The organism is Streptomyces sp. NPDC093598 (assembly GCF_044764825.1).
GTDB lineage: Bacteria > Actinomycetota > Actinomycetes > Streptomycetales > Streptomycetaceae > Streptomyces.
Map to the genome: position 1 here is coordinate 21,285 of NZ_JBIWIV010000001.1, position 20,649 is coordinate 41,933.

General features: G+C 70.8%; 20 protein-coding genes. 13 read left to right on the top strand and 7 right to left on the bottom strand.

The window, feature by feature from the left end; genetic code table 11:
• The first annotated feature begins 31 nt into the window (after positions 1-31).
• Positions 32-724, top strand: coding sequence for a FadR/GntR family transcriptional regulator (locus ACIRDU_RS00110; protein WP_403572125.1), 693 nt, complete (start codon positions 32-34; stop codon positions 722-724).
• Here ACIRDU_RS00110 and ACIRDU_RS00115 read toward each other — a convergent pair.
• The 3 genes from ACIRDU_RS00115 to fabG form a co-directional block, all read right to left on the bottom strand.
• The gene (locus tag ACIRDU_RS00115; protein ID WP_403572128.1) at positions 702-1,052 is read right to left on the bottom strand and encodes a hypothetical protein; all 351 of its coding nucleotides are present in this window, start codon (positions 1,050-1,052) and stop codon (positions 702-704) included. The genes ACIRDU_RS00110 and ACIRDU_RS00115 overlap by 23 nt on opposite strands.
• A gap of 161 nt (positions 1,053-1,213) precedes the next feature.
• Complete coding sequence (fabI, locus tag ACIRDU_RS00120; protein WP_403572131.1) at positions 1,214-1,981, bottom strand: enoyl-ACP reductase FabI; 768 nt, start codon at positions 1,979-1,981, stop codon at positions 1,214-1,216.
• A 5-nt stretch (positions 1,982-1,986) separates the two neighbouring features.
• On the bottom strand, positions 1,987-2,706 hold the full coding sequence (gene fabG, locus ACIRDU_RS00125; RefSeq protein ID WP_403572133.1) for a 3-oxoacyl-[acyl-carrier-protein] reductase: 720 nt from the start codon (positions 2,704-2,706) through the stop codon (positions 1,987-1,989).
• Positions 2,707-2,975: 269 nt separating this feature from the next.
• On the opposite strand from fabG, the gene ACIRDU_RS00130 reads away from it, so the two are divergent.
• The 3 genes from ACIRDU_RS00130 to tyrS are packed head-to-tail and all read left to right on the top strand — an operon-like array spanning position 2,976 to position 7,217.
• Entirely contained in the window at positions 2,976-4,499 is a 1,524-nt protein-coding gene (locus ACIRDU_RS00130; RefSeq protein WP_403572136.1) for a TldD/PmbA family protein, read from the top strand.
• On the top strand, positions 4,496-5,890 hold the full coding sequence (locus ACIRDU_RS00135; RefSeq protein WP_403572138.1) for a metallopeptidase TldD-related protein: 1,395 nt from the start codon (positions 4,496-4,498) through the stop codon (positions 5,888-5,890). The genes ACIRDU_RS00130 and ACIRDU_RS00135 overlap by 4 nt, the downstream gene beginning before the upstream one ends.
• Positions 5,891-5,948: 58 nt before the next feature.
• Positions 5,949-7,217, top strand: coding sequence for a tyrosine--tRNA ligase (gene tyrS / locus ACIRDU_RS00140; protein ID WP_403572141.1), 1,269 nt, complete (start codon positions 5,949-5,951; stop codon positions 7,215-7,217).
• Between the two features lie 60 nt (positions 7,218-7,277).
• On the opposite strand, the gene ACIRDU_RS00145 is transcribed toward tyrS, so the two are convergent.
• Positions 7,278-7,553, bottom strand: a complete 276-nt coding sequence (locus ACIRDU_RS00145; RefSeq protein WP_355832078.1) for a GlsB/YeaQ/YmgE family stress response membrane protein — start codon at positions 7,551-7,553, stop codon at positions 7,278-7,280.
• Between the two features lie 245 nt (positions 7,554-7,798).
• Here ACIRDU_RS00145 and ACIRDU_RS00150 point away from each other — a divergent pair, with 245 nt between their 5' ends.
• Positions 7,799-8,194: a DUF3099 domain-containing protein gene (locus ACIRDU_RS00150; RefSeq protein WP_403572144.1), complete on the top strand. Its 396-nt coding sequence runs from the start codon at positions 7,799-7,801 to the stop codon at positions 8,192-8,194.
• 216 nt (positions 8,195-8,410) lie between these two features.
• The gene (locus ACIRDU_RS00155; RefSeq protein WP_403572147.1) at positions 8,411-8,623 is read left to right on the top strand and encodes a hypothetical protein; all 213 of its coding nucleotides are present in this window, start codon (positions 8,411-8,413) and stop codon (positions 8,621-8,623) included.
• 4 nt (positions 8,624-8,627) lie between these two features.
• Here ACIRDU_RS00155 and moaA read toward each other — a convergent pair whose 3' ends face one another.
• The 3 genes from moaA to ACIRDU_RS00170 form a co-directional block, all read right to left on the bottom strand.
• A complete protein-coding gene (moaA, locus tag ACIRDU_RS00160; protein ID WP_403572150.1) occupies positions 8,628-9,617 on the bottom strand; it encodes a GTP 3',8-cyclase MoaA in 990 nt (329 codons plus the stop codon).
• Positions 9,618-9,788: 171 nt separating this feature from the next.
• Complete coding sequence (locus tag ACIRDU_RS00165; protein WP_403572153.1) at positions 9,789-11,414, bottom strand: cation acetate symporter; 1,626 nt, start codon at positions 11,412-11,414, stop codon at positions 9,789-9,791.
• Positions 11,411-11,767 carry a DUF485 domain-containing protein gene (locus ACIRDU_RS00170; protein ID WP_402610553.1) on the bottom strand — a complete coding sequence of 119 codons (357 nt, stop codon included), beginning with the start codon at positions 11,765-11,767 and terminating at the stop codon, positions 11,411-11,413. Before ACIRDU_RS00170 ends, ACIRDU_RS00165 begins: the two co-directional genes overlap by 4 nt.
• A 254-nt stretch (positions 11,768-12,021) precedes the next feature.
• On the opposite strand from ACIRDU_RS00170, the gene ACIRDU_RS00175 reads away from it, so the two are divergent.
• The 7 genes from ACIRDU_RS00175 (at position 12,022) to ACIRDU_RS00205 (ending at position 20,645) form a co-directional block, all read left to right on the top strand.
• Entirely contained in the window at positions 12,022-13,551 is a 1,530-nt protein-coding gene (locus ACIRDU_RS00175; RefSeq protein ID WP_403572156.1) for a S8 family serine peptidase, read from the top strand.
• A 62-nt stretch (positions 13,552-13,613) separates the two neighbouring features.
• Complete coding sequence (locus ACIRDU_RS00180) at positions 13,614-15,140, top strand: S8 family peptidase (protein WP_403572159.1); 1,527 nt, start codon at positions 13,614-13,616, stop codon at positions 15,138-15,140.
• A 109-nt stretch (positions 15,141-15,249) separates the two neighbouring features.
• Complete coding sequence (locus tag ACIRDU_RS00185) at positions 15,250-16,257, top strand: CopD family protein (RefSeq protein WP_403572162.1); 1,008 nt, start codon at positions 15,250-15,252, stop codon at positions 16,255-16,257.
• A gap of 189 nt (positions 16,258-16,446) precedes the next feature.
• Positions 16,447-17,448, top strand: a complete 1,002-nt coding sequence (locus ACIRDU_RS00190; protein WP_403572165.1) for a DEDDh family exonuclease — start codon at positions 16,447-16,449, stop codon at positions 17,446-17,448.
• Between the two features lie 79 nt (positions 17,449-17,527).
• Complete coding sequence (locus tag ACIRDU_RS00195) at positions 17,528-17,761, top strand: hypothetical protein (RefSeq protein ID WP_078625432.1); 234 nt, start codon at positions 17,528-17,530, stop codon at positions 17,759-17,761.
• Positions 17,762-17,810: 49 nt separating this feature from the next.
• Positions 17,811-18,608, top strand: a complete 798-nt coding sequence (locus ACIRDU_RS00200) for an SURF1 family protein (RefSeq protein WP_403572168.1) — start codon at positions 17,811-17,813, stop codon at positions 18,606-18,608.
• 252 nt (positions 18,609-18,860) lie between these two features.
• Positions 18,861-20,645, top strand: coding sequence for a glycoside hydrolase family 15 protein (locus tag ACIRDU_RS00205; protein WP_403572171.1), 1,785 nt, complete (start codon positions 18,861-18,863; stop codon positions 20,643-20,645).
• The last annotated feature ends 4 nt before the right edge of the window (positions 20,646-20,649 follow it).

Below are 20,649 nucleotides of genomic sequence, written 5' to 3' on the forward strand. Positions count from 1 at the left end.
CTGCGGCGCCCCGGTCGTCGGAAGGTGAGCCATGCCCCTGAGCCATCCCCGTCGTTCGGCCCTGTCCGACCAGGTCATCGCCGCGCTGCGGGCCCAGATCACCTCGGGCGAGTGGCCGGTCGGCTCCCGGATCCCGACCGAGCCGGAACTGGTCGAGCAGCTGGGGGTCGCCCGCAACACGGTCCGTGAGGCCGTTCGCGCGCTGTCGCACAACGGCCTGCTGGACATCCGCCAGGGCTCCGGCACGTACGTCGTGGCGACCAGCGAGCTGGCGGGCGTGATGCAGCGCCGGTTCGCCGACGCCGATCCCCGGCACATCGCCGAGCTGCGCTCCACGCTGGAGTCGGCCGCCGCCCGGCTGGCCGCCGAGCGGCGTACGGAGAGGGACCTCAAGCAGCTCGACGCGCTGCTGCTGCGCCGCGAGGAGGCCTGGGAGTCGGGCGACAAGGAGGCGTTCGTGACCGCGGACGCCACCTTCCACCTGGCCGTCGTGTCCGCCTCCCACAACGACGTGATGACGGCCATGTACGCGGACCTGGGCGAGGTGCTGCGGGACTGGCTGCGCGAGGACGTCGGCGAGAAGCTGACCCCGGAGACGCACATGGACCACGGGCGGCTGCTCGAGGCGATCCGCGCGGGCGAGGCGGACGCGGCGGCGGCGGAGGCCGCCCGCTACCCGTTCCTGTGCCGGCTGGGCGGGATCAGCTCTCCCGCCGGTGACTGATCCACACGTGGCCGACCTCTTTCCAGCACCGGCCCGTCAGCCGCACGGTCTGCGCGGGCCCGGCCTCGACCGGTGAGCTGTCGGTGTCGATGTCCCACCAGCGGGCGCACTCCACGTGCAGGCTCACGCGGTCGGTCTCCGGGTAGGGGTTGTGGCAGTACACGGTCACCTTGGAGCCGGTCACGCTGATCCGGCAGGCGGCGCCGAAGGGATCGGCGGACTCGTGGTCGTCGGCGGGCACGCGCGCGCGGGGCACCGCCTCGTACGCCACGGTCAGGACGAGGGCGACGGCGAGGGACACTGAGGCCGTTCGGCGGGACAAGCGCACAAGGGGACCTCCTCGGCCGTGCTGGGGAGGGGCTCGCGTGGTGAACGCGTACTCCAGAGTGCCCAGTTGCGGGCCTCCCCCGCCCGGCCGGCTGAGCCGAACGGGTGACGCCCCGTTCCCCGCACGCCGCGGGGAACGGGGCGTCGAAGACGTAGCGGAGGTCAGGCTCCGATGGCGTGCAGACCGCCGTCCACGTGGACGATCTCGCCCGTGGTCTTCGGGAACCAGTCGCTCAGCAGCGCGACGACACCCCGGCCGGCCGGCTCGGGGTCCTTCAGGTCCCACTCCAGCGGGGAGCGGGAGTCCCACACGGACGCCAGCTCGCCGAAGCCCGGGATGGACTTGGCGGCCATGGAGCCGAGCGGACCGGCCGAGACCAGGTTGCAGCGGATGTTCTGCTTGCCCAGGTCGCGGGCCATGTAGCGGCTGGTGGCCTCCAGGGCGGCCTTGGCCGGGCCCATCCAGTCGTACTGCGGCCAGGCGAACTGCGCGTCGAACGTCAGACCGACGACGGAACCGCCGTTCTGCATCAGCGGCAGGCAGGCCATGGTGAGCGACTTCAGGGAGTACGCCGAGACGTGCATGGCCGTGGCGACCGACTCGAACGGCGTGTTCAGGAAGTTGCCGCCGAGAGCGTCCTGCGGGGCGAAGCCGATGGAGTGGACGACACCGTCGAGGCCCCCGAGCTCCTCGCCGACGATGTCGGCAAGGCGGCCGAGGTGCTCGTCGTTGGTGACGTCGAGCTCGATGACCTTGACGGGCTTCGGGAGCTTCTTGGCGATGCGCTCGGTCAGCGTGGGCCGCGGGAACGCCGTGAGGATGACCTCGGCGCCCTGCTCCTGGGCCAGTTTGGCCGTGTGGAAGGCGATGGAGGCCTCCGTCAGCACACCGGTGATCAGGACGCGCTTGCCCTCGAGAATTCCGCTCATGGTGATCAGTGACCCATTCCCAGTCCGCCGTCAACGGGAATGACGGCTCCAGTGATGTACGAGGCGTCGTCCGAGGCGAGGAACCGCACCGTCGCGGCGATCTCCTCCGGATGCGCGTACCGGCCGAGCGGCACCTGCTTCACGATGCCCTCGCGCTGCTCGTCGGTGAGCACCTTGGTCATGTCGGTGTCGACGAAGCCGGGCGCGACGACGTTGAAGGTGATGTTGCGCGAGCCCAGCTCACGGGCGAGGGAACGCGCGAAGCCGACCAGCGCGGCCTTGGAGGCGGCGTAGTTCGACTGACCGGGACCGCCGTACAGCCCGACGACCGACGAGATGAGCACCACGCGGCCCTTCTTGGCGCGCAGCATGCCGCGGTTGGAGCGCTTGACCACGCGGAAGGTGCCGGTGAGGTTGGTGTCGATGACCGAGGTGAAGTCCTCCTCGGACATGCGCATCAGGAGCTGGTCCTTGGTGATGCCGGCGTTGGCGACGAGGACCTCGACCGGGCCGTGGGCCTCCTCGATCTCCTTGTAGGCCTGCTCCACCTGCTCGGCGTCGGTGATGTCGCACTTGACGGCCAGGCAGCCCAATTCCGTCAGGGCGGCCGGCGGCTCACCCGAGCGGTATGTGATGGCGACCTTGTCGCCGGCATCGGCGAAAGCGCGGGCGATGGCGAGGCCGATGCCCCGGTTGCCTCCGGTGACGAGAACCGAGCGGCTCAACGGATCACCCTTTCGATAGCGGTCTGGTACCCCGCCCGGCACCTGGACGACAGGCGGCGATGACAGGCGGCTTCCTCGAAAACCTATCGGTCCGGGCAGCCCCTCGGACAATCGGGCACCCACAGTGGCGTACGGGACTCACTGTCGGATCCCTACAGAAAGCCGCGGGTCCGGCCCATCAAACTCATGGCCCGCGCGCGGGATGGGCGACATGATCGGAGCAGTCAGTCGCACGGCAACCACGGTCACCTCGACAGAAAGAGACGGCGGTGCCTCATACCATCGACGAGGCCTTCACGGCCCTCCCCCTACGCGCCCTCGCCGACGCGGCCCTCGCACGCGCGCGTGCGCTGGGCGCCGAGCACGCGGACTTCCGGTTCGAGCGGGTGCGGGGCGCCTCCTGGCGGTTCCGCGACGCCAAGCCCGCCGGGTCGTCGGACACCACCGACCTCGGGTACGCGGTGCGGGTGGTGCACGGCGGTGCATGGGGCTTCGCGTCCGGCGTCGACCTCAGCATGGACGCGGCCGCCAGGGTCGCCGGGCAGGCGGTGGCGATGGCCAAGCTGTCCGCCCAGGTGATCAGGGCGGCCGGCTCGGACGAGCGGGTGGAGCTGGCCGACGAGCCGGTGCACGCCGACAAGACGTGGATCTCGTCGTACGAGATCGACCCCTTCTCCGTGCCCGACGAGGAGAAGGCCGGTCTGATCGCGGAGTGGAGCGCGCGGCTGCTGGCGGCCGACGGGGTCGACCATGTCGATTCCTCGCTGCTCACGGTCCACGAGAACAAGTTCTACGCCGACACCGCGGGGACCGTGACCACCCAGCAGCGGGTGCGGCTGCACCCGGTGTTCAACGCGGTGTCGGTGGACGAGTCGAGTGGTGAGTTCGACTCGATGCGCACCCTCGCGCCGCCGGTGGGGCGCGGCTGGGAGTACCTGCGGGGCACCGGCTGGGACTGGGATGCCGAGCTGGAGCGGATCCCGGAGCTGCTCGCCGAGAAGATGCGCGCGCCGAGCGTCGAGCCGGGTCTGTACGACCTGGTCGTCGACCCGTCCAACCTGTGGCTGACCATCCACGAGTCCATCGGGCACGCCACCGAGCTCGACCGGGCACTCGGCTACGAGGCCGCCTACGCCGGCACGTCGTTCGCCACGTTCGACCAGTTGAACAGGCTGCGCTACGGCTCGGAGCTGATGAACGTCACCGGCGACCGCACCGCCGAGCACGGCCTGGCCACCATCGGGTACGACGACGAGGGCGTCGAGGGCCAGTCCTGGGACCTGGTCAGGGACGGCACGCTCGTCGGCTACCAGCTGGACCGGCGGATCGCGAAGCTGACCGGCTTCGAGCGGTCCAACGGCTGCGCCTACGCCGACTCCCCCGGGCACGTGCCGGTGCAGCGCATGGCCAACGTGTCGCTGCGGCCGGACCCTGCCGGGATGTCGACCGAGGACCTCATCGGGGGTGTGGAGCGCGGCATCTACGTCGTCGGCGACCGGTCCTGGTCGATCGACATGCAGCGCTACAACTTCCAGTTCACCGGTCAGCGCTTCTACCGCATCGAGAACGGGCGGCTCGCCGGGCAGCTGCGCGATGTCGCCTACCAGGCGACGACCACCGATTTCTGGGGCTCGATGTCGGCGGTGGGCGGCCCGCAGACCTATGTGCTCGGCGGCGCCTTCAACTGTGGCAAGGCCCAGCCGGGGCAGGTCGCGGCCGTCTCGCACGGCTGCCCTTCGGCCCTCTTCAAGGGCGTCAACATCCTCAACACGACCCAGGAGGCCGGTCGATGAGCGCGCGTTCCAGCAAGCCGCACGAGGTCGTCGAGCGCGCCCTCGAACTGTCCCGGGCGGACGGCTGTGTCGTCATCGCCGACGAGCAGTCCACCGCCAACCTGCGCTGGGCGGGCAACACGCTGACCACGAACGGCGTCACGCGCGGACGCACGCTCACCGTCGTCGCCACGGTCGACGGCAAGGAGGGCACGGCCTCGGGAGTCGTGTCGCGGTCCGCCGTGACCGCCGACGAACTGGAGCCCCTGGTGCGGGCCGCCGAGGCCGCCGCGCGCGGCGCCGGACCCGCCGAGGACGCGCAGCCGCTGGTCACGGGCGTGGAGCGGTCGCCGGAGTTCACGGAGGCGCCCGCCGAGACCTCCTCCACCGTGTTCGCCGACTTCGCTCCGGCGCTCGGCGAGGCCTTCGCACGCGCGCGTGCGGGCGGCCGCGAGCTGTACGGCTTCGCCAACCACGAGATGGTGTCGTCGTACGTCGGCACGTCCACGGGGCTGCGGCTGCGGCACGACCAGCCGAACGGGACGCTGGAGCTGAACGCCAAGTCCCCGGACCGGACCCGGTCCGCGTGGGCCGGGCGCTCCACGCGGGACTTCAAGGACGTCGACCCGGCGGCGCTGGACGCGGAGCTGGCCGTGCGCCTCGGGTGGGCCGAGCGGCGCGTGGAGCTGCCGGCGGGGCGCTACGAGACGCTGCTGCCGCCGACGGCCGTGGCGGACCTGCTGATCTACCAGATGTGGTCGGCGTCGGGCCGGGACGCGGTCGAGGGCCGCACGGTGTTCTCCAAGCCGGGCGGCGGCACGCGGGTCGGCGAGAAGCTGACCGGCCTGCCGCTGACCCTGCGCAGCGACCCGAACGAGCCGGGCCTGGAGTCGGCGCCCTTCGTGATCGCGCACTCCTCCGGGGGTGATCAGTCGGTGTTCGACAACGGGCTGCCGCTCGCGGCCACCGAGTGGATGCGCGAGGGCGAGCTGCGGCACCTGACGACCAGCAGGCACAGCGCGGGTCTGACCGGCCTGCCCGTCGCGCCGGGCATCGACAACATCGTCCTGGACGGCGGTGAGGACCGGTCCCTGGACGAGATGGTCGCGAACACCGGGCGCGGGCTGCTGCTGACCTGCCTGTGGTACATCCGCGAGGTCGATCCGGCGACGCTGCTGCTGACCGGCCTGACCCGGGACGGCGTCTACCTCGTCGAGAACGGCGAGGTGACGGGCGAGGTGAACAACTTCCGGTTCAACGAGTCGCCGGTCGGGGTGCTCGGCCGGGCCACGGAGGCGGGTCGGACCGAGAAGACGCTGCCGCGAGAATGGAGCGACTGGTTCACCAGGGCGGCGATGCCCCCGCTGCGCATCCCCGATTTCAACATGAGCTCTGTCAGTCAGGGCGTATAACCTCGTAGGCGGCTGTCACTCGACTGCCCGAAAGATCGTTCAAGGAGACACGAGAACCGTGACGGACATCGTCGACGAGCTGAAGTGGCGTGGGCTGTTCGCCCTGTCCACTGACGAGGACGCTTTGCGCAAGGCGCTCGCGGACGGTCCCGTCACGTTCTATTGCGGTTTCGACCCGACGGCGCCGTCGCTGCACGTGGGGCACCTGGTGCAGGTGCTCACCGTGCGCCGGCTCCAGCAGGCCGGTCACCGGCCGCTGGCGCTGGTCGGCGGTGCCACGGGCCTGATCGGCGACCCGCGCCCGACCGCCGAACGCACGCTGAACGACCCGGAGACGGTCACCGGCTGGGTCGCCAAGCTGCGCGCCCAGATCGAGCCGTTCCTGGACTTCCAGGGTGAGAACGCGGCCGTCATGGTCAACAACCTCGACTGGACGGAGAACCTCTCCGCGATCGAGTTCCTCCGGGACATCGGCAAGCACTTCCGCGTCAACAAGATGCTGACGAAGGACTCCGTGGCCCGCCGCCTGGAGTCCTCCGAGGGCATCAGCTACACGGAGTTCAGCTACCAGCTCCTGCAGGGCATGGACTTCCTCCAGCTCTACCGGCGCTACGGCTGCACGCTTCAGCAGGGCGGCAGCGACCAGTGGGGCAACCTCACCGCGGGCCTGGACCTGATCCACCGCCTGGAGCCCGACGCGACCGTGCACGCGCTGGCCACGCCGCTGATGACCAAGGCGGACGGCACCAAGTTCGGCAAGACCGAGGGCGGCGCCGTCTGGCTCGACCCGGAGATGACGACGCCGTACGCGTTCTACCAGTTCTGGCTGAACGTGGACGACCGGGACATCTCCCGGTACATGCGCATCCTGTCCTTCCGCTCCCGCGAGGAGCTGGAGGAGCTGGAGCGGCAGACGGAGGAGCGTCCGCAGGCCCGGGCCGCGCAGCGGGCCCTCGCCGAGGAGCTGACGACGCTGGTGCACGGCGCCGGCCAGACGGCCGCCGTGATCGCCGCGTCCAAGGCCCTCTTCGGGCAGGGCGAGCTGGCGGAGCTGGACGACAGGACGCTGGCCGCGGCCCTGTCCGAGGTGCCGCACATCCAGGTCGCCGAGCTCGGCCCGGCCGTCGACCTCTTCGCCGAGGTCGGCCTGGTGGCCAGCAAGTCGGCCGCGCGCCGCACGGTCAAGGAGGGCGGCGCCTACGTGAACAACGTCAAGGTCGCCGGCGAGGACGCCGTCCCCGCCGAGGAGGACTTGCTGCACGGCCGCTGGCTGGTGCTGCGCCGGGGCAAGAAGAACCTGGCGGCGGTCGAGGTCACGGGCGACTGAGCAGGCGTGGGAAGGGGGTGGTCTCCGGTGCGGAGACCACCCCCTTCGCCGTGCACCCCGTCATGCCCTGCGTCTGTCTCCCCTGGCCGCCGTCCAGGCCCTGTCGCCGAGGCCGACGAGGATGAGCGCGGCCACCAGCTGGAAGACATGCCGCCACCAGTCGATGCCCGATGTGGCGTCGACACCGGCCGCCCGGGCGATGGCGTTGCCGGCGATGCCGCCGATCATGCCCAGGATGACGGTCAGCCACAGGGGGATGTGCTGCTTGCCCGGAATGATGGCCTTGGCCAGCAGACCGAGTACCAGTCCCACGATGATCGCCCACAACCAGCCCATCGCTGCCTCCTCGTACGGCTCGACGTGAGCACTACGGCCAGTGTCGACCCAGACGCCCTGCGCCGCATGCCGACGAACGCCGTACGGGCTACGGCGCGGGCCGCTCGTGCGGGCAGGGGACGCAACCCGGTCTCGTGGCCGACGCGGACGCGGCGTAACGTGGGAGTTGTCCTGGCCTGGGTCCCCGGCCGGCCCGGGCGGCTACGGGGCGGGGAGAGTCCGATACGGGCGGATGGTGGAATGCGATGCGGAAGCAGCACGGCGGCGGCAACGTCCAGGTTTTCCGGATCACCGGCGCCCGGACGGGACTCCAGGAGGACGTACGCGGGCGGCAGCGCCGCTACGTGATCTCGATGACGGTCCGCACGATCTCCGTGATCCTCGCGGCCACGCTGTGGAACGTCGAACGGCATGTCGCCATCGTGGCGTTGGTGCTCGGGCTGGTGCTGCCGTACATCGCGGTGGTGATCGCGAACGCGGGGCGCGAGAACGCGCCGTCTCTGCCGTCGACGTTCGTGACGCCACCGGTGCGGCCGATGATCGCGCCGCCGGGGCCGCAGGACGGGCCGGCGGAATCCGTCGCGGAAGATGCCGTGTCGGGGACGGTGCCGGGGGCGCGGGCGGAGCCGCACGAGCGGTAGGGCACCCGGGAGGCGATCACAAACGGAAGTCAGCTTCCCGCCAAGCTCAAGAAAAGCTCAGATCAATCATGTTGTTCCAGTGCCGGGCCCGGGGTTACCCGTGACATACTTCGTACGCGCTCCGCATCCCCCGTCGGAGCGACGGACCGACGCCGGGCAGCTCCCCCCGTGGCTGCTCGGCGTCGCCTTTTCTGTGTGCAGTGGTGAGACGAGCCTGTGAGTGACGAGACGCCCATCTGTTCCGCCAAGGGCTGCCGTGTCGACGCGGTATGGGTGCTGGCGTGGAACAACCCGAAGGTGCATACGCCTGAGCGGCGCAAGACGTGGCTGGCCTGCGAGGAGCATCGCGAGCATCTGTCGCAGTTCCTCGGGGTGCGGGGGTTCTTGAAGGACGTGGTCCTTCTCCGGGAATGGGAAGAGACCGGCTAGTTCCTCAGCCGCCGATGGCCGACATCGGCCGGTCGGGCTGCACGAACGACGGGTCGTCCAGGCCCGCTCCCGCCTTCTTGCCCCACATCGCCAGACGCCAGATGCGGGCGATCTCCTCGTCCGGGGCGCCCGAGCGCAGGGCGGCGCGCAGGTCCGTCTCCTCCTGGGCGAACAGGCAGGTGCGGACCTGGCCGTCGGCCGTGAGGCGGGTGCGGTCGCAGGCCGAACAGAACGGGCGGGTGACGGAGGCGATGACGCCGACCACATGCGGGCCGCCGTCGACGAGCCAGCGCTCCGCGGGGGCCGAGCCGCGCTTCTCCTCGCCCTCGGCGGTCAGCTCGAAACGCGTGCGCAGGGAGGCCAGGATGTCGCCGGCCGTGATCATGCCGTCGCGCTTCCAGCCGTGCTGGGCGTCCAGGGGCATCTGCTCGATGAAGCGCAGCTCGTAGTCGTGCTCCACGGCCCAGGCCAGCAGGTCCGGGGCCTCGTCGTCGTTGAGCCCCGGCATCAGGACCGAGTTGACCTTGACCGGGGTCAGGCCCGCGTCGCGGGCGGCGTGCAGTCCCTCGATGACGTCCTTGTGGCGGTCGCGTCGGGTGAGGGTCTTGAAGACGTCCGGGCGGAGTGTGTCCAGGGAGACGTTGACGCGGTCCAGGCCCGCCTCCTTCAGAGCGGCCGCCGTGCGCTTGAGGCCGATGCCGTTGGTGGTCAACGACATCTGGGGGCGCGCGTCCAGGGCCGCGACGCGCTCGACGATGCCGACCAGGCCCGGGCGCAGCAGGGGCTCGCCGCCGGTGAAGCGGACCTCCTCGATCCCCAGGGAGGTGACCGCGATGTCGATCAGGCGGACGATCTCGTCGTCCGTGAGCAGGTCCGGCTTGGCCAGCCACTGCAAACCCTCCTCGGGCATGCAGTACGTACAGCGCAGGTTGCACCGGTCGGTCAGCGAGACCCTCAGGTCGGTGGCCACCCGGCCGTAGGTGTCGATGAGCACGTGGGCCCCCTCCCTCGTCGCGGATCGTGCGTGCGGCACTGTTTCTCCGACACCTGCGAGCCTACGTGACCGCGCCGACAACGCCACAGGCCCGATCCCACGACGCGGGACGCGGGCGCGCCGCAGGAACCTGGAGGTTCCTACGACGCGGCCGCGTGGAGAGGGTCGTGCTCAGTGGGCTCCGGTGCCGGTCAGGGACCGGACCTCCAGCTCAGCGAACTTCTTGGCGTCGGGCTCCTCCTTGGACAGGACCGTGCCGAGCCAGCCCATGAGGAAGCCGAACGGGATGGAGATGATGCCCGGGTTCTTCAGCGGGAACCAGGCGAAGTCGACCTCGGGGAACATCGCCTTGGGGTCGCCGGAGACCACGGGCGAGAACAGCACCAGGCCGACGGCGACGATCAGACCGCCGTAGATCGACCACAGCGCGCCCTGGGTGGTGAAGCGCTTCCAGAACAGGCTGTAGAGGATCGTCGGGAGGTTCGCGGAGGCGGCGACCGCGAAGGCGAGGGCGACCAGCCCGGCCACGTTCAGGTCGCGGGCGAGGGCGCCGAGGCCGATGGAGACGATGCCGATGGCGACGGTCGCCCAGCGGGCCGCGCGGACCTCCTCGGCGCCGGAGGCCTTCCCCTTGCGGATGACGTTGGCGTAGATGTCGTGCGCGAAGGAGGACGACGAGGCGAGGGTGAGGCCGGCGACGACGGCGAGGATCGTCGCGAAGGCCACCGCCGAGATCGTGGCGAGCAGGATCGCGCCCCAGGTCGAGTCGACGCCGCCCAGGTGCAGCGCGAGCAGGGGTGCCGCCGTGTTGCCGGAGGGGTTGGAGGCGATGATCTCTTCCTGCGAGATGAGCGCGGCGGCGCCGAAGCCGAGCGCGATCGTCATCAGGTAGAAGCCGCCGATGATGCCGATCGCCCAGTTCACGGACTTCCGGGCGGCCTTGGCGTCGGGCACCGTGTAGAAGCGGATCAGGATGTGCGGCAGACCGGCGGTGCCGAGCACCAGGGCGATGCCGAGGGAGATGAAGTCCAGCTTGGAGGTGCCGGTCGCGCCGTACTGGAGGCCGGGCTCCAGGAAGGCGGCGCCCTTGCCGCTGTTCTCGGCCGCCGTGCCGAGCAGGTCGGAGATGTTGAAGTTGAACTTCAGCAGCACCAGGAAGGTGATCAGGAGGGTGCCGCCGATGAGCAGCACGGCCTTGACCATCTGGACCCAGGTGGTGCCCTTCATGCCGCCGATGGAGACGTACACGATCATCAGGAGGCCGACCAGGGCGACGATGAGGATCTTGCCGGCGTCGGAGGTGATGCCGAGCAGCAGCGAGACGAGGACGCCCGCGCCGGCCATCTGCGCCAGCAGGTAGAAGATCGACACGACGATCGTGGAGGTGCCGGCGGCGGTACGGACCGGGCGCTGGCGCATGCGGTACGCGAGGACGTCGCCCATGGTGTAGCGGCCGGAGTTCCTGAGCGGCTCGGCGACCAGGAGCAGGGCGACCAGCCAGGCGACCAGGAAGCCGATGGAGTAGAGGAAGCCGTCGTAGCCGAAGATGGCGATCGCGCCGGCGATGCCGAGGAACGACGCGGCGGACATGTAGTCGCCGGAGACGGCGAGACCGTTCTGGAAGGCGCTGAACTGGCGGCCGCCGGCGTAGAAGTCGGCGGCGTCCTTGGTCTGGCGGCCCGCCCAGATGGTGATGCCGAGGGTCGCGAGGACGAACAGCGCGAACAGGGTGATGATCAGCGGGCGGTGCTCGCTGGCCTCGTTCGCGGCGAGGAAGGTCTGCTGTACGGGGCTCATGCGCCGCTCTCCATCCGGGTCTTGATGGCCTCGGCCTTGGGGTCGAGCTTCGCGGCGGCGTGCCGCGAGTACCACCAGGCGATGAGGAACGTGGTGACGAACTGGGCGACGCCGAGGACGAAGGCGACGTTGATGTTGCCGAACAGCTTGGTGCCCATGAAGCCGCCCGCGTAGTTCGAGAGCAGGACGTACAGCAGGTACCAGGTGATGAAGCCGACGGTCAGCGGAAAGGCGAAGGAGCGGTAGGAGCGGCGCAGTTCACCGAACTCCGCGCTCTCCTGCACCTCGGTGAACTCCTCCGGTGAGGGGAGCTTGTGTTGCTCTTTCGAGGGGGGCGGTGCGTCGGTGGCCACGGAGTCTCCTCGCAATGACGGAAGCGGTTGTGAACGGGGACGGGGGCGAGTGTCCTCGCGCTCCCTGTTCAACGTCACGGCGGCACGCGAGAACCGGTTCAACGGCCCGGCGTTCTTTCCGAAGTCGTTTCGACAAAGCGTTGCTGGCCAGCGAGAGGCCGGGATAACTTCACCCTGCACCACCACGTCATGTACCTGCCCGAGCACCACCTGTGCCTCGGGCCGGTTTCGTTTCCGGAGGATGTGGAGACCCCATGTCTCACTTGCGTTCCAGACGCCGGCTCGCCCTCGCCGTGCCCGTCGTGCTGTCCCTGACGGCCTCGCTGGGCTTCCTGCCGGCCGCCGCGTCGGCGGCCCCGCACACGGAGTCGGCCACCCGGACGGCGAACGCGCCGAAGCTGGCGTACGTCGTCAACACCAAGCTGGACCGCCACACGATCGCGTCGGTGAAGAAGGCGATCGGGAAGGCCGACGGATCGGTCGTGGCCACGTACGAGCGGATAGGCGTGATCGTCGTCCACTCCTCGAACCCCGACTTCGCCAAGACGATCCGCAAGGCCCGCGGGGTCCAGTCGGCGGGTGCGACGCGGACGGCGCCACTGACGGCCGCGGGGACGAAGGAGGAGGGCGCGGTCGAGTACCTGACGGCCGCCCAGGCGAAGCGCACCGAGGCCGCCTCGGCGAAGACGCCCGAGAGCGAGCCCCTCGAGGCGGACCAGTGGGACCTGCGCGCGATCGGCGCCGACCAGGCCGCGCGGATCAACCCGGGCAGCCGCAAGGTGACCGTCGCCGTGATCGACACCGGCGTGGACGACACCCACCCCGACATCGCCCCGAACTTCTCCGCGTCCCAGTCCGCCAACTGCGCCGGCGGCAAGCCCGACACCAGCGAGGGCGCCTGGCGGCCGTACACGCCCGAGGACTACCACGGCACGCATGTCGCGGGTGAGATAGCCGCCGCCCGCAACGGCGTGGGCGTCGCGGGCGTCGCTCCCGGTGTGAAGGTGTCCAGCATCAACGTGACCGACCGGGCGAACGGCCTCTTCTACCCGGAGAGCGTCGTCTGCGCGTTCGTGTTCGCCGCCGACCACGGCGTCGAGATCACCAACAACAGCTACTACGTCGACCCGTGGCTGTACAACTGCATGGACGACCCGGACCAGCGTGCCATCGTCGACGCGGTCAACCGGGCGCAGCTGTACGCCCAGAAGAAGGGCACGCTGAACGTCGCCGCGGCCGGCAACTCCAACCACGACCTGGACGCGGACGCGATCGTCGACGACTCCAGCCCGAACGACACGACGCCCGCCGAGCGCACCATCGACCCGCACGAGTGCTTCGACATACCGACCCAGCTGCCGGGTGTCGTCACGGTGAGCTCGACGGGCGTCGACAACGTCAAGTCGTACTTCTCGACGTACGGCAAGGGCGTCGTCGACGTCGCCGCGCCGGGTGGTGACCGCCGCTACCAGATCCCGGACACGCCCTCGAAGGACGGCCGCATCCTGTCCACCCTACCGAACGGCGCGTGGGGCTTCCTGCAAGGCACCTCCATGGCCTCGCCGCACGCCTCCGGGGTCGCCGCGCTGCTGAAGTCCAAGCACCCCTGGGCGTCCCCGGCCCAGCTCCAGGCGCTGCTGAAGGCGCAGGCCGACAAGACCGCCTGCCCCGCGTCCTACGACCAGGACGGCGACGGCACGCAGGACGCGGTCTGCGAGGGCGGCAAGCGCGTCAACGGCTTCTACGGGTACGGCATCGTCAACGCGCTGCGCGCGGTCAAGTGACCCGACCCGCCACCGAGACCCTCCGCAAGATCAGCTCGTACCGTGAACGAACTGGAGACACCATGACTGCGCCGTACGCGCGCTACCGTCGCGCCGTCGCGATCCCGGCCGGGATGGCCATGGCCACGGCCCTCGCGTTCCTGCCGAACACCGTGGCCACGGCCGCCGAGGACGCCCCGGCTCCCGCGGCGGCCCGCACCGACGCGACCCCGCTCAGCTATGTCGTCAACGTCAAGCCGGGGCACGGCACTTCGGCGTACGTGAAGAAGGCCGTCGTGAAGGCCGGCGGCACGATCGTGACGTCGTACGACCAGATCGGCGTCATCGTCGTCCACTCCTCGAACGCCGACTTCGCCAAGACCATCCGCACCGTGCGCGGCGTGCAGTCGGCGGGCGCCACCCGCACCGCGCCGCTGCCCTCGGCGTCGACGGGTGACCTGGGCGCGCCGAAGGTGCTGAGCGCGGCGGAGGTCGCCGAGGCCGAGGCTCCCGCCGGGCAGGACCCGCTGCAGCCCCAGCAGTGGGACCTGCCCGCCATCAAGGCGGACAAGGCGCACGAGAAGTCGCTGGGCAGCAAGAAGGTCACGGTCGCCGTGATCGACACCGGTGTCGACGACACGCATCCCGACATCGCGCCCAACTTCGACCGCGAGGCCTCGGTCAACTGCGTGTCGGGCAAGCCGGACACGGCCGACGGGGCCTGGCGGCCGAGCGCCGCGGAGAGCCCGCACGGCACGCACGTCGCCGGTGAGATCGCCGCCGCCAAGAACGGCGTCGGCATGACCGGTGTCGCGCCCGGGGTGAAGGTCTCCGGCATCAAGGTGTCCACCACGGCCGGCTTCTTCTACACGGAGGCCGTGGTGTGCGGCTTCGTGTGGGCGGCCGAGCACGGGGTCGACGTGACGAACAACAGCTATTACACCGACCCCTGGTACTTCAACTGCAAGAACGACCCGGACCAGAAGGCGCTCGTGGAGGCCGTCACCCGGGCCTCGCGGTACGCGGAGAAGAAGGGCGCGGTCAATGTCGCCGCGGCCGGCAACGAGAACTACGACCTCGCCGCCGACGAGATCACCGACCCGTCGTCCCCGAACGACACCACGCCGGGCGACCGGGTCGTCGACCCCTCGAAGTGCCTCGACATCCCGACCCAGCTGCCGGGTGTCGTCACGGTTGCCTCGACGGGCGCGAAGGGCATCAAGTCGTCCTTCTCCAACCACGGTCTGGGCGTCATAGACATAGCCGCCCCGGGCGGTGACTCGACCGCCTACCAGAAGCCGGACGCGCCGGCCACGAGCGGCCTCATCCTGGGCACGCTGCCGGGCGGCAAGTGGGGCTACATGGCCGGTACGTCGATGGCCTCCCCCCACGTCGCGGGCGTCGCCGCCCTCATCAAGTCGACGCACCCGTACGCCTCTCCGGCCCTGGTGAAGGCCCTGCTGTACGCGGAGGCCGACGCCACGCCGTGCACGGACCCGTACGACATCGACGCCGACGGCAAGATCGACGCGGTGTGCGAGGGCTCGAAGAACCGCAACGGTTTCTACGGCTGGGGCATCGCGGACGCGCTGGACGCGGTGACCAAGTAGAGCCCGTGTGATGGCGAAACGGGCCGGGCGGGGGTACCTGTCCGGCCCGTTCCGTGTCTTGAGTTCTGCCGACTTGCCCGGCCGTGTGGAGGTTGGTGAAGATCCTGGGGTGACTTTGACAAGACCCACACCCGGGGTGCCCGATCCGCAGGAGCCGGTGCCGCGCGCCGGTGCGGGGCGGGCCGTCGCCGTCCTGGTGCTGGTGGCACTGGCCGCGCTGATCCCGCTGCTCGGCCCGTCCGCCGCGCTGCACGGCACCGGGGAGGCCGGAGCGCCCGGCGCCGGTGGCACAGCCCTGCTGCGTACGGTGCTGTTCGCGGCGCTGTGCATACCCGTCGGTGAGCTGTTCGTGAACCGGCTGGCGCGTTCGCTGCCCGGCACGGAGGGGCACCCGGTGCCCCGCAGCTGGTCCCCCGTCGCGGCCGCCGCCGGTTTCGCCGCCGCCCTGGGGCTCGCCTCGGTCGTGGCCACCGGCAATCTCGTGCCGGACCACGTGGCGGACATCGACGCCGGCGGGCTCTACGCGTCCCGGGACGGCAAGCTCGCCCTGCTGGAGGTCAACGCGTTCCTCGTGGCGGGGCTGTGCACCCTGTCGCGCCGGCCGGTCACGCAGGTGTGGCCGCTGGCCGCCGTGGTCGTCGCCGAGGCCCTGCGCGCACACCCCCCGACCGAGCACGGCCCGCTGACCGGCTCCGCGCTGACGCTCGTCCATCTGACGTGCGCGGCGCTGTGGGCGGGCGGCCTGCTGCACGCCCTGCGCACCCTCCGGCTGTGGCCCCGCACGGCGGGCGCGGCCCTGCTGGGTCTCTACGCGCGCGTGGCGCTCGTGCTGCTCGCCGCCATCACCGCGACGGGCGTGTGGAGTTCGCTGCGCCGGATGCCGCCGGAGACGGTCCTGGAGCAGCTGACGGGGACGGCCTACGGGCGCGCACTGCTCGCCAAGGTGCTGCTCGTGGCGGTCGTCGCCGCACTCGCCGTGTGGGCCCGGCGGCGGCTGCGCCGGGCGGCCGACCCGCTGACCGCCTGTGCGCCGGCCCGGGCGGAGGTGGCCGTCCTGGGGCTGGCGGTCGCGGCGTCCGGACTGCTGACGGCGCTTCCGGTGCCCATCCGCTGGTGACAGCGGCGCGTCCCGTCCGGCCCGCAGCTCACCGGGCGGCCTCGGGTCCGTGGCGATCGACTGAGCATCGATCAGACGTACGCCCCGCGAACGGACAGACCGGACAACACGCCTGAGGGAGCATCGGAAGGGCGGGCGGGCACACCTGGCAGACGGTGGTGTCAGTCGTGGCCCGTATCCTCAGGGACCATGCTGGAAGACCTGACGACCGCAGTGTTCTCTGCCACGCCGTGGCCGACCGCGTATCCCAAGGGATACGCGGTCGTTGACGTGGAGACCACGGGCCTGGCCCGGGACGACCGCATCATCTCCGCGGCGGTCTACCGGCTGGACGAGCGCGGTGAGGTCGAGGACCACTGGTACACGACGGTCAACCCGGAGCGCGACCCGGGCCCGGTGTGGATCCACGGACTGACGAGCGAGGCGCTCGAGGGCGCGCCCCTCTTCCCGGACATCGCCGAGGAGTTCACCGCCCGGCTGGCGGGACGCGTGCTCGTCGCGCACAACGCCGTCTTCGACTGGCAGATGATCGCCCGGGAGTACGCGCGCGCCGAGCGCGAGGCGCCGGTGCGGCAGCGGCTGTGCACCATCGCGCTCTCCAAGGAGCTCGGGCTGCCGCTGCCCAACCACAAGCTGGAGTCCCTCGCCGCGCACTTCGGCGTCGTCCAGCAGCGGGCGCACCACGCGCTGGACGACGCGCGCGTGCTGGCGGAGGCGTTCCGGCCGAGCCTGCGGGCCGCTGCGGCGAACAACGTACGGCTGCCGCTGCACGAGTGCCGGCCGCTGACCGAGTGGGCGGACCGCCCCGCCGCGCCCCGCATCGGGCAGCAGGCGGGCCCCGGTGGGTATGGCAACTACCGGCCGAGCAGTTGGCGCCCCGCGCGCAAGCGCCCCGCCTGCCCCTACCCCAACCCCGGACGCTACGAGGCGGGCGGGCGGCTCAAGCAGGGCATGCGGGTCGCCTTCTCGGGTGACACCTCCATCGAGCGGGATCTGCTGGAGGACCGCGCGACCGAGGCCGGGCTGCACGTGGCCACGAGTCTGTCCCGGCTGACCAGCCTGCTCGTCACGAACGACCCGGAATCGGGCACGTCGAAGGTCGTCAAGGCCCGGCAGTTCGGTACGCCGGTCGTGGACGAGGCGGCGTTCGGGCAACTCCTCGCGGATGTGGAGCCGGCGTCGGAGGGATGACCGTACGGACGGGTGATTGCCGGGCGACTCGCCCGGCGACGGCTCGCCCGCACGCGGGCGACGGCTCACCCTGTGGCGCATGGCGACCTGTGAGGTATGTGGCAATCAGTACGGAATGACCTTCGAGGTGCACGCGCAGGGCGCGGTGCACGTCTTCGACTGCTTCTCCTGCGCGATCCACCGCATGGCCCCCATCTGCGAGCACTGCCGGGTGCAGATCATCGGCCAGGGCGTCGAGGTCGAGGGTCACTGGTACTGCGGCGCGCACTGCGCCCGCGCGGAGGGAAAGGTAGGAATTGTCGACAAGGTGTGAACCCGTACCCGCCTGAATGCACCCCACGACCGAGTTGTACGGTCGTGGGGTGTACCGCTTCCTGATGTCCCGGCAGTGGGTGATCCTCACGCTGATCGCCCTGCTCCTCATCCCCACGATGATCAGGCTGGGCATCTGGCAGATGCACCGCTACGAGGAGCGCACCGCCCGGAACCAGCTGGTCACCGACGCGCTGGCGGCCGAGCCGGTGCCCGTGGAGAAGCTGACCACGCCCGGGCACACCGTCACCAGCGCGGAGCGGTACCGCACGGTGACGGCGAAGGGCCGCTTCGACACGGAGGACGAGGTCGTCGTCCGCCGCCGCACCAACTCCGACGACGAGGTCGGCTACCACGTCCTGACCCCGTTCGTCCTCGACGACGGCAAGGTGCTGCTGGTCAACCGGGGCTGGATCCCCTCCGACGGCCCGAGCCAGACCGCGTTCCCGAAGGTTCCCGCACCGCCGGGCGGCGAGGTCACCGTCGAGGGGCGGCTGATGCCCGACGAGACGACCGCGGCGAGCGGCATCAAGAACCTCCAGGGCCTGCCGGACCGGCAGATCATGCTGATCAACAGCGAGCAGCAGGCCCGTCGCCTGGATGCCCGGGTGCTCGGCGGTTACATCGCCCAGACGGCTCCCGAGCCCAAGGGTGACGTCCCCGAGCTGCTGGGCGACCCCGGCAAGGAGGACGCCGCGCTGAACTACGCGTACGCCGTCCAGTGGTGGCTGTTCTCCGCGGCCGTCCCGGTCGGCTGGGTGGTCCTGGCCCGCCGCGAGGCCCGCGAGCGGGCCCAGGAGGCGGCAGCGGAAGCCGACACGACACCGAGCGAGCCGGCATCGGTGTAGACGCCACCGGCGGACCGATCCAGGGCCGGCGAGATCCGACCGACGCCGGCTGATCCGTCGGCGTCGAGACCCGACCGCCTGCGCTGAACCACGCGTCGCTGTCCGGCCGCCGGCGCTGAACCACACCCGTCGCAATCCGGCCGGTCGCGTCTGATCCGCTCCACCTCACCGCCCCGCCCCTGTCGGCAAGGACATATCACTCCCCCGGCCCCACCCGGATTGCCGCGCCGACTTGCCGGGAACCCGCACTCCGTGCACCCCCGCATCGAGGACTACGCGCTCATCGGCGACGAACAGACCGCGGCCCTGGTCGGCTCGGACGGATCCGTCGACTGGTTGTGTCTGCCCCGCTTCGACTCGGCCGCCTGCTTCGCCAGACTGCTCGGTGACGAGGACAACGGCCACTGGCGCATCGCCCCCGTGGGAGCGGACCGCTGCACCCGGCGCGCCTATCGACGCGACACCCTCGTCCTGGACACCGAGTGGGAGACCGAGCGGGGGGCGGTCCGGGTCACCGACCTGATGCCCCAACGCGACCGTGCCCCCGACCTCGTCCGCGTCGTCGAGGGCCTGGACGGCGAGGTGACGCTCCACAGCGTCCTCAAGCTGCGCTTCGACTACGGCTCGATCGTCCCCTGGATGCGCCGGTCCGACGGTCACCGCGTCGCCGTCGCCGGCCCGGACTCGACCTGGCTGCGCAGCGAGCCGGAGGTGCACAGCTGGGGCGAGGACTTCGGCACGCACGCGGAGTTCACCGTCAAGAAGGGGGAGAAGGTCGCGTTCGTCCTGACCTGGCACCCCTCCCACGAGGAGCGCCCGCCGCTCGTCGACCCGTACGACGCGCTGCGCCACAGCGTGGAGGACTGGCGGGCCTGGGTGTCACGCTGCCGCTACGACGGCCCGCACCGGGACGCCGTGGTCCGCTCCCTGATCACGCTCAAGGCGCTCACCTACGCCCCGACCGGCGGCATCGTCGCCGCCCCCACCACCTCGCTGCCGGAGGAGCCGGGCGGGGTGCGCAACTGGGACTACCGCTACTGCTGGCTGCGCGACTCCACCCTCACCCTGAACGCGCTGCTCGCGGCGGGCTACCAGGAGGAAGCCGAGGCCTGGCGGAACTGGCTGCTGCGCGCGGTCGCGGGCGACCCGGCCGACCTTCAGATCATGTACGGCCTGGCGGGTGAGCGACGGCTGCCCGAGTTCGAGCTGCCGTGGCTCTCCGGCTTCGACCGATCCGCCCCCGTACGCATCGGGAACGACGCCGTGAACCAGCTCCAGCTGGACGTCTACGGCGAGGTCATGGACTCCCTGTCGCTGGCCCGCGAGTCGGGCCTGTCCGCCCAGCCGGACGTGTGGGCGCTGCAGACGGCCCTGCTGGACTTCCTGCGGACCCATTGGCAGCAGCCGGACGAGGGACTGTGGGAGGTGCGCGGCGGCCGGCGCCAGTTCGTGCACTCGAAGGTGATGGTGTGGGTGGCCGCCGACCGTGCCGTACGCACCCTGGAGCGCCATCCGGACCTGCACGGCGACCTGGACGGCTGGCGCGCGCTGCGCGACGAGGTGCACCAGGAGGTGTGCGAGAAGGGCTACGACGCGGAACGCAACACCTTCACGCAGTCCTACGGCTCACGCGAACTGGACGCCGCGCTGCTGCTCATTCCGCGCGTCGGGTTCCTGCCGCCGGACGATCCGCGGGTGATCGGCACGATCGACGCGGTCCGCGAGGAGCTGGCCCACCGCGGCTTCCTGCGCCGCTACAGCACGGACGACGGTGAGGTCGACGGACTGCCCGGCGGTGAGGGCGCCTTCCTGGTGTGCTCGTTCTGGCTCGCGGACGCCCTGCACATGACGGGCCGCACGAAGGAAGCCCGTGAGCTGTTCGAGCGGCTGGCGGGGCTCGCCAACGACGTAGGGCTGCTGTCCGAGGAGTTCGACCCGGTGACCGGCCGGCATCTCGGCAACTTCCCGCAGGCGTTCAGCCACATCGGGCTGGTGAACACCGCCCTCGCCCTGTTCGGGGAGGACGGGGCAGGATAGGGAC

Excerpts from the sequence above, each read along its gene's own strand:
- ACIRDU_RS00180 (WP_403572159.1), top strand. The coding sequence starts at position 13,614 with ATGACTGCGCCGTACGCGCGCTACCGTCGCGCCGTCGCGATCCCGGCC.
- fabI (WP_403572131.1), bottom strand. The coding sequence starts at position 1,981 with ATGAGCGGAATTCTCGAGGGCAAGCGCGTCCTGATCACCGGTGTGCTG.
- ACIRDU_RS00195 (WP_078625432.1), top strand. The coding sequence starts at position 17,528 with ATGGCGACCTGTGAGGTATGTGGCAATCAGTACGGAATGACCTTCGAG.
- ACIRDU_RS00175 (WP_403572156.1), top strand. The coding sequence starts at position 12,022 with ATGTCTCACTTGCGTTCCAGACGCCGGCTCGCCCTCGCCGTGCCCGTC.
- ACIRDU_RS00145 (WP_355832078.1), bottom strand. The coding sequence starts at position 7,553 with ATGGGCTGGTTGTGGGCGATCATCGTGGGACTGGTACTCGGTCTGCTG.
- ACIRDU_RS00110 (WP_403572125.1), top strand. The coding sequence starts at position 32 with ATGCCCCTGAGCCATCCCCGTCGTTCGGCCCTGTCCGACCAGGTCATC.
- ACIRDU_RS00190 (WP_403572165.1), top strand. The coding sequence starts at position 16,447 with ATGCTGGAAGACCTGACGACCGCAGTGTTCTCTGCCACGCCGTGGCCG.
- ACIRDU_RS00135 (WP_403572138.1), top strand. The coding sequence starts at position 4,496 with ATGAGCGCGCGTTCCAGCAAGCCGCACGAGGTCGTCGAGCGCGCCCTC.
- ACIRDU_RS00150 (WP_403572144.1), top strand. The coding sequence starts at position 7,799 with ATGCGGAAGCAGCACGGCGGCGGCAACGTCCAGGTTTTCCGGATCACC.
- ACIRDU_RS00165 (WP_403572153.1), bottom strand. The coding sequence starts at position 11,414 with ATGAGCCCCGTACAGCAGACCTTCCTCGCCGCGAACGAGGCCAGCGAG.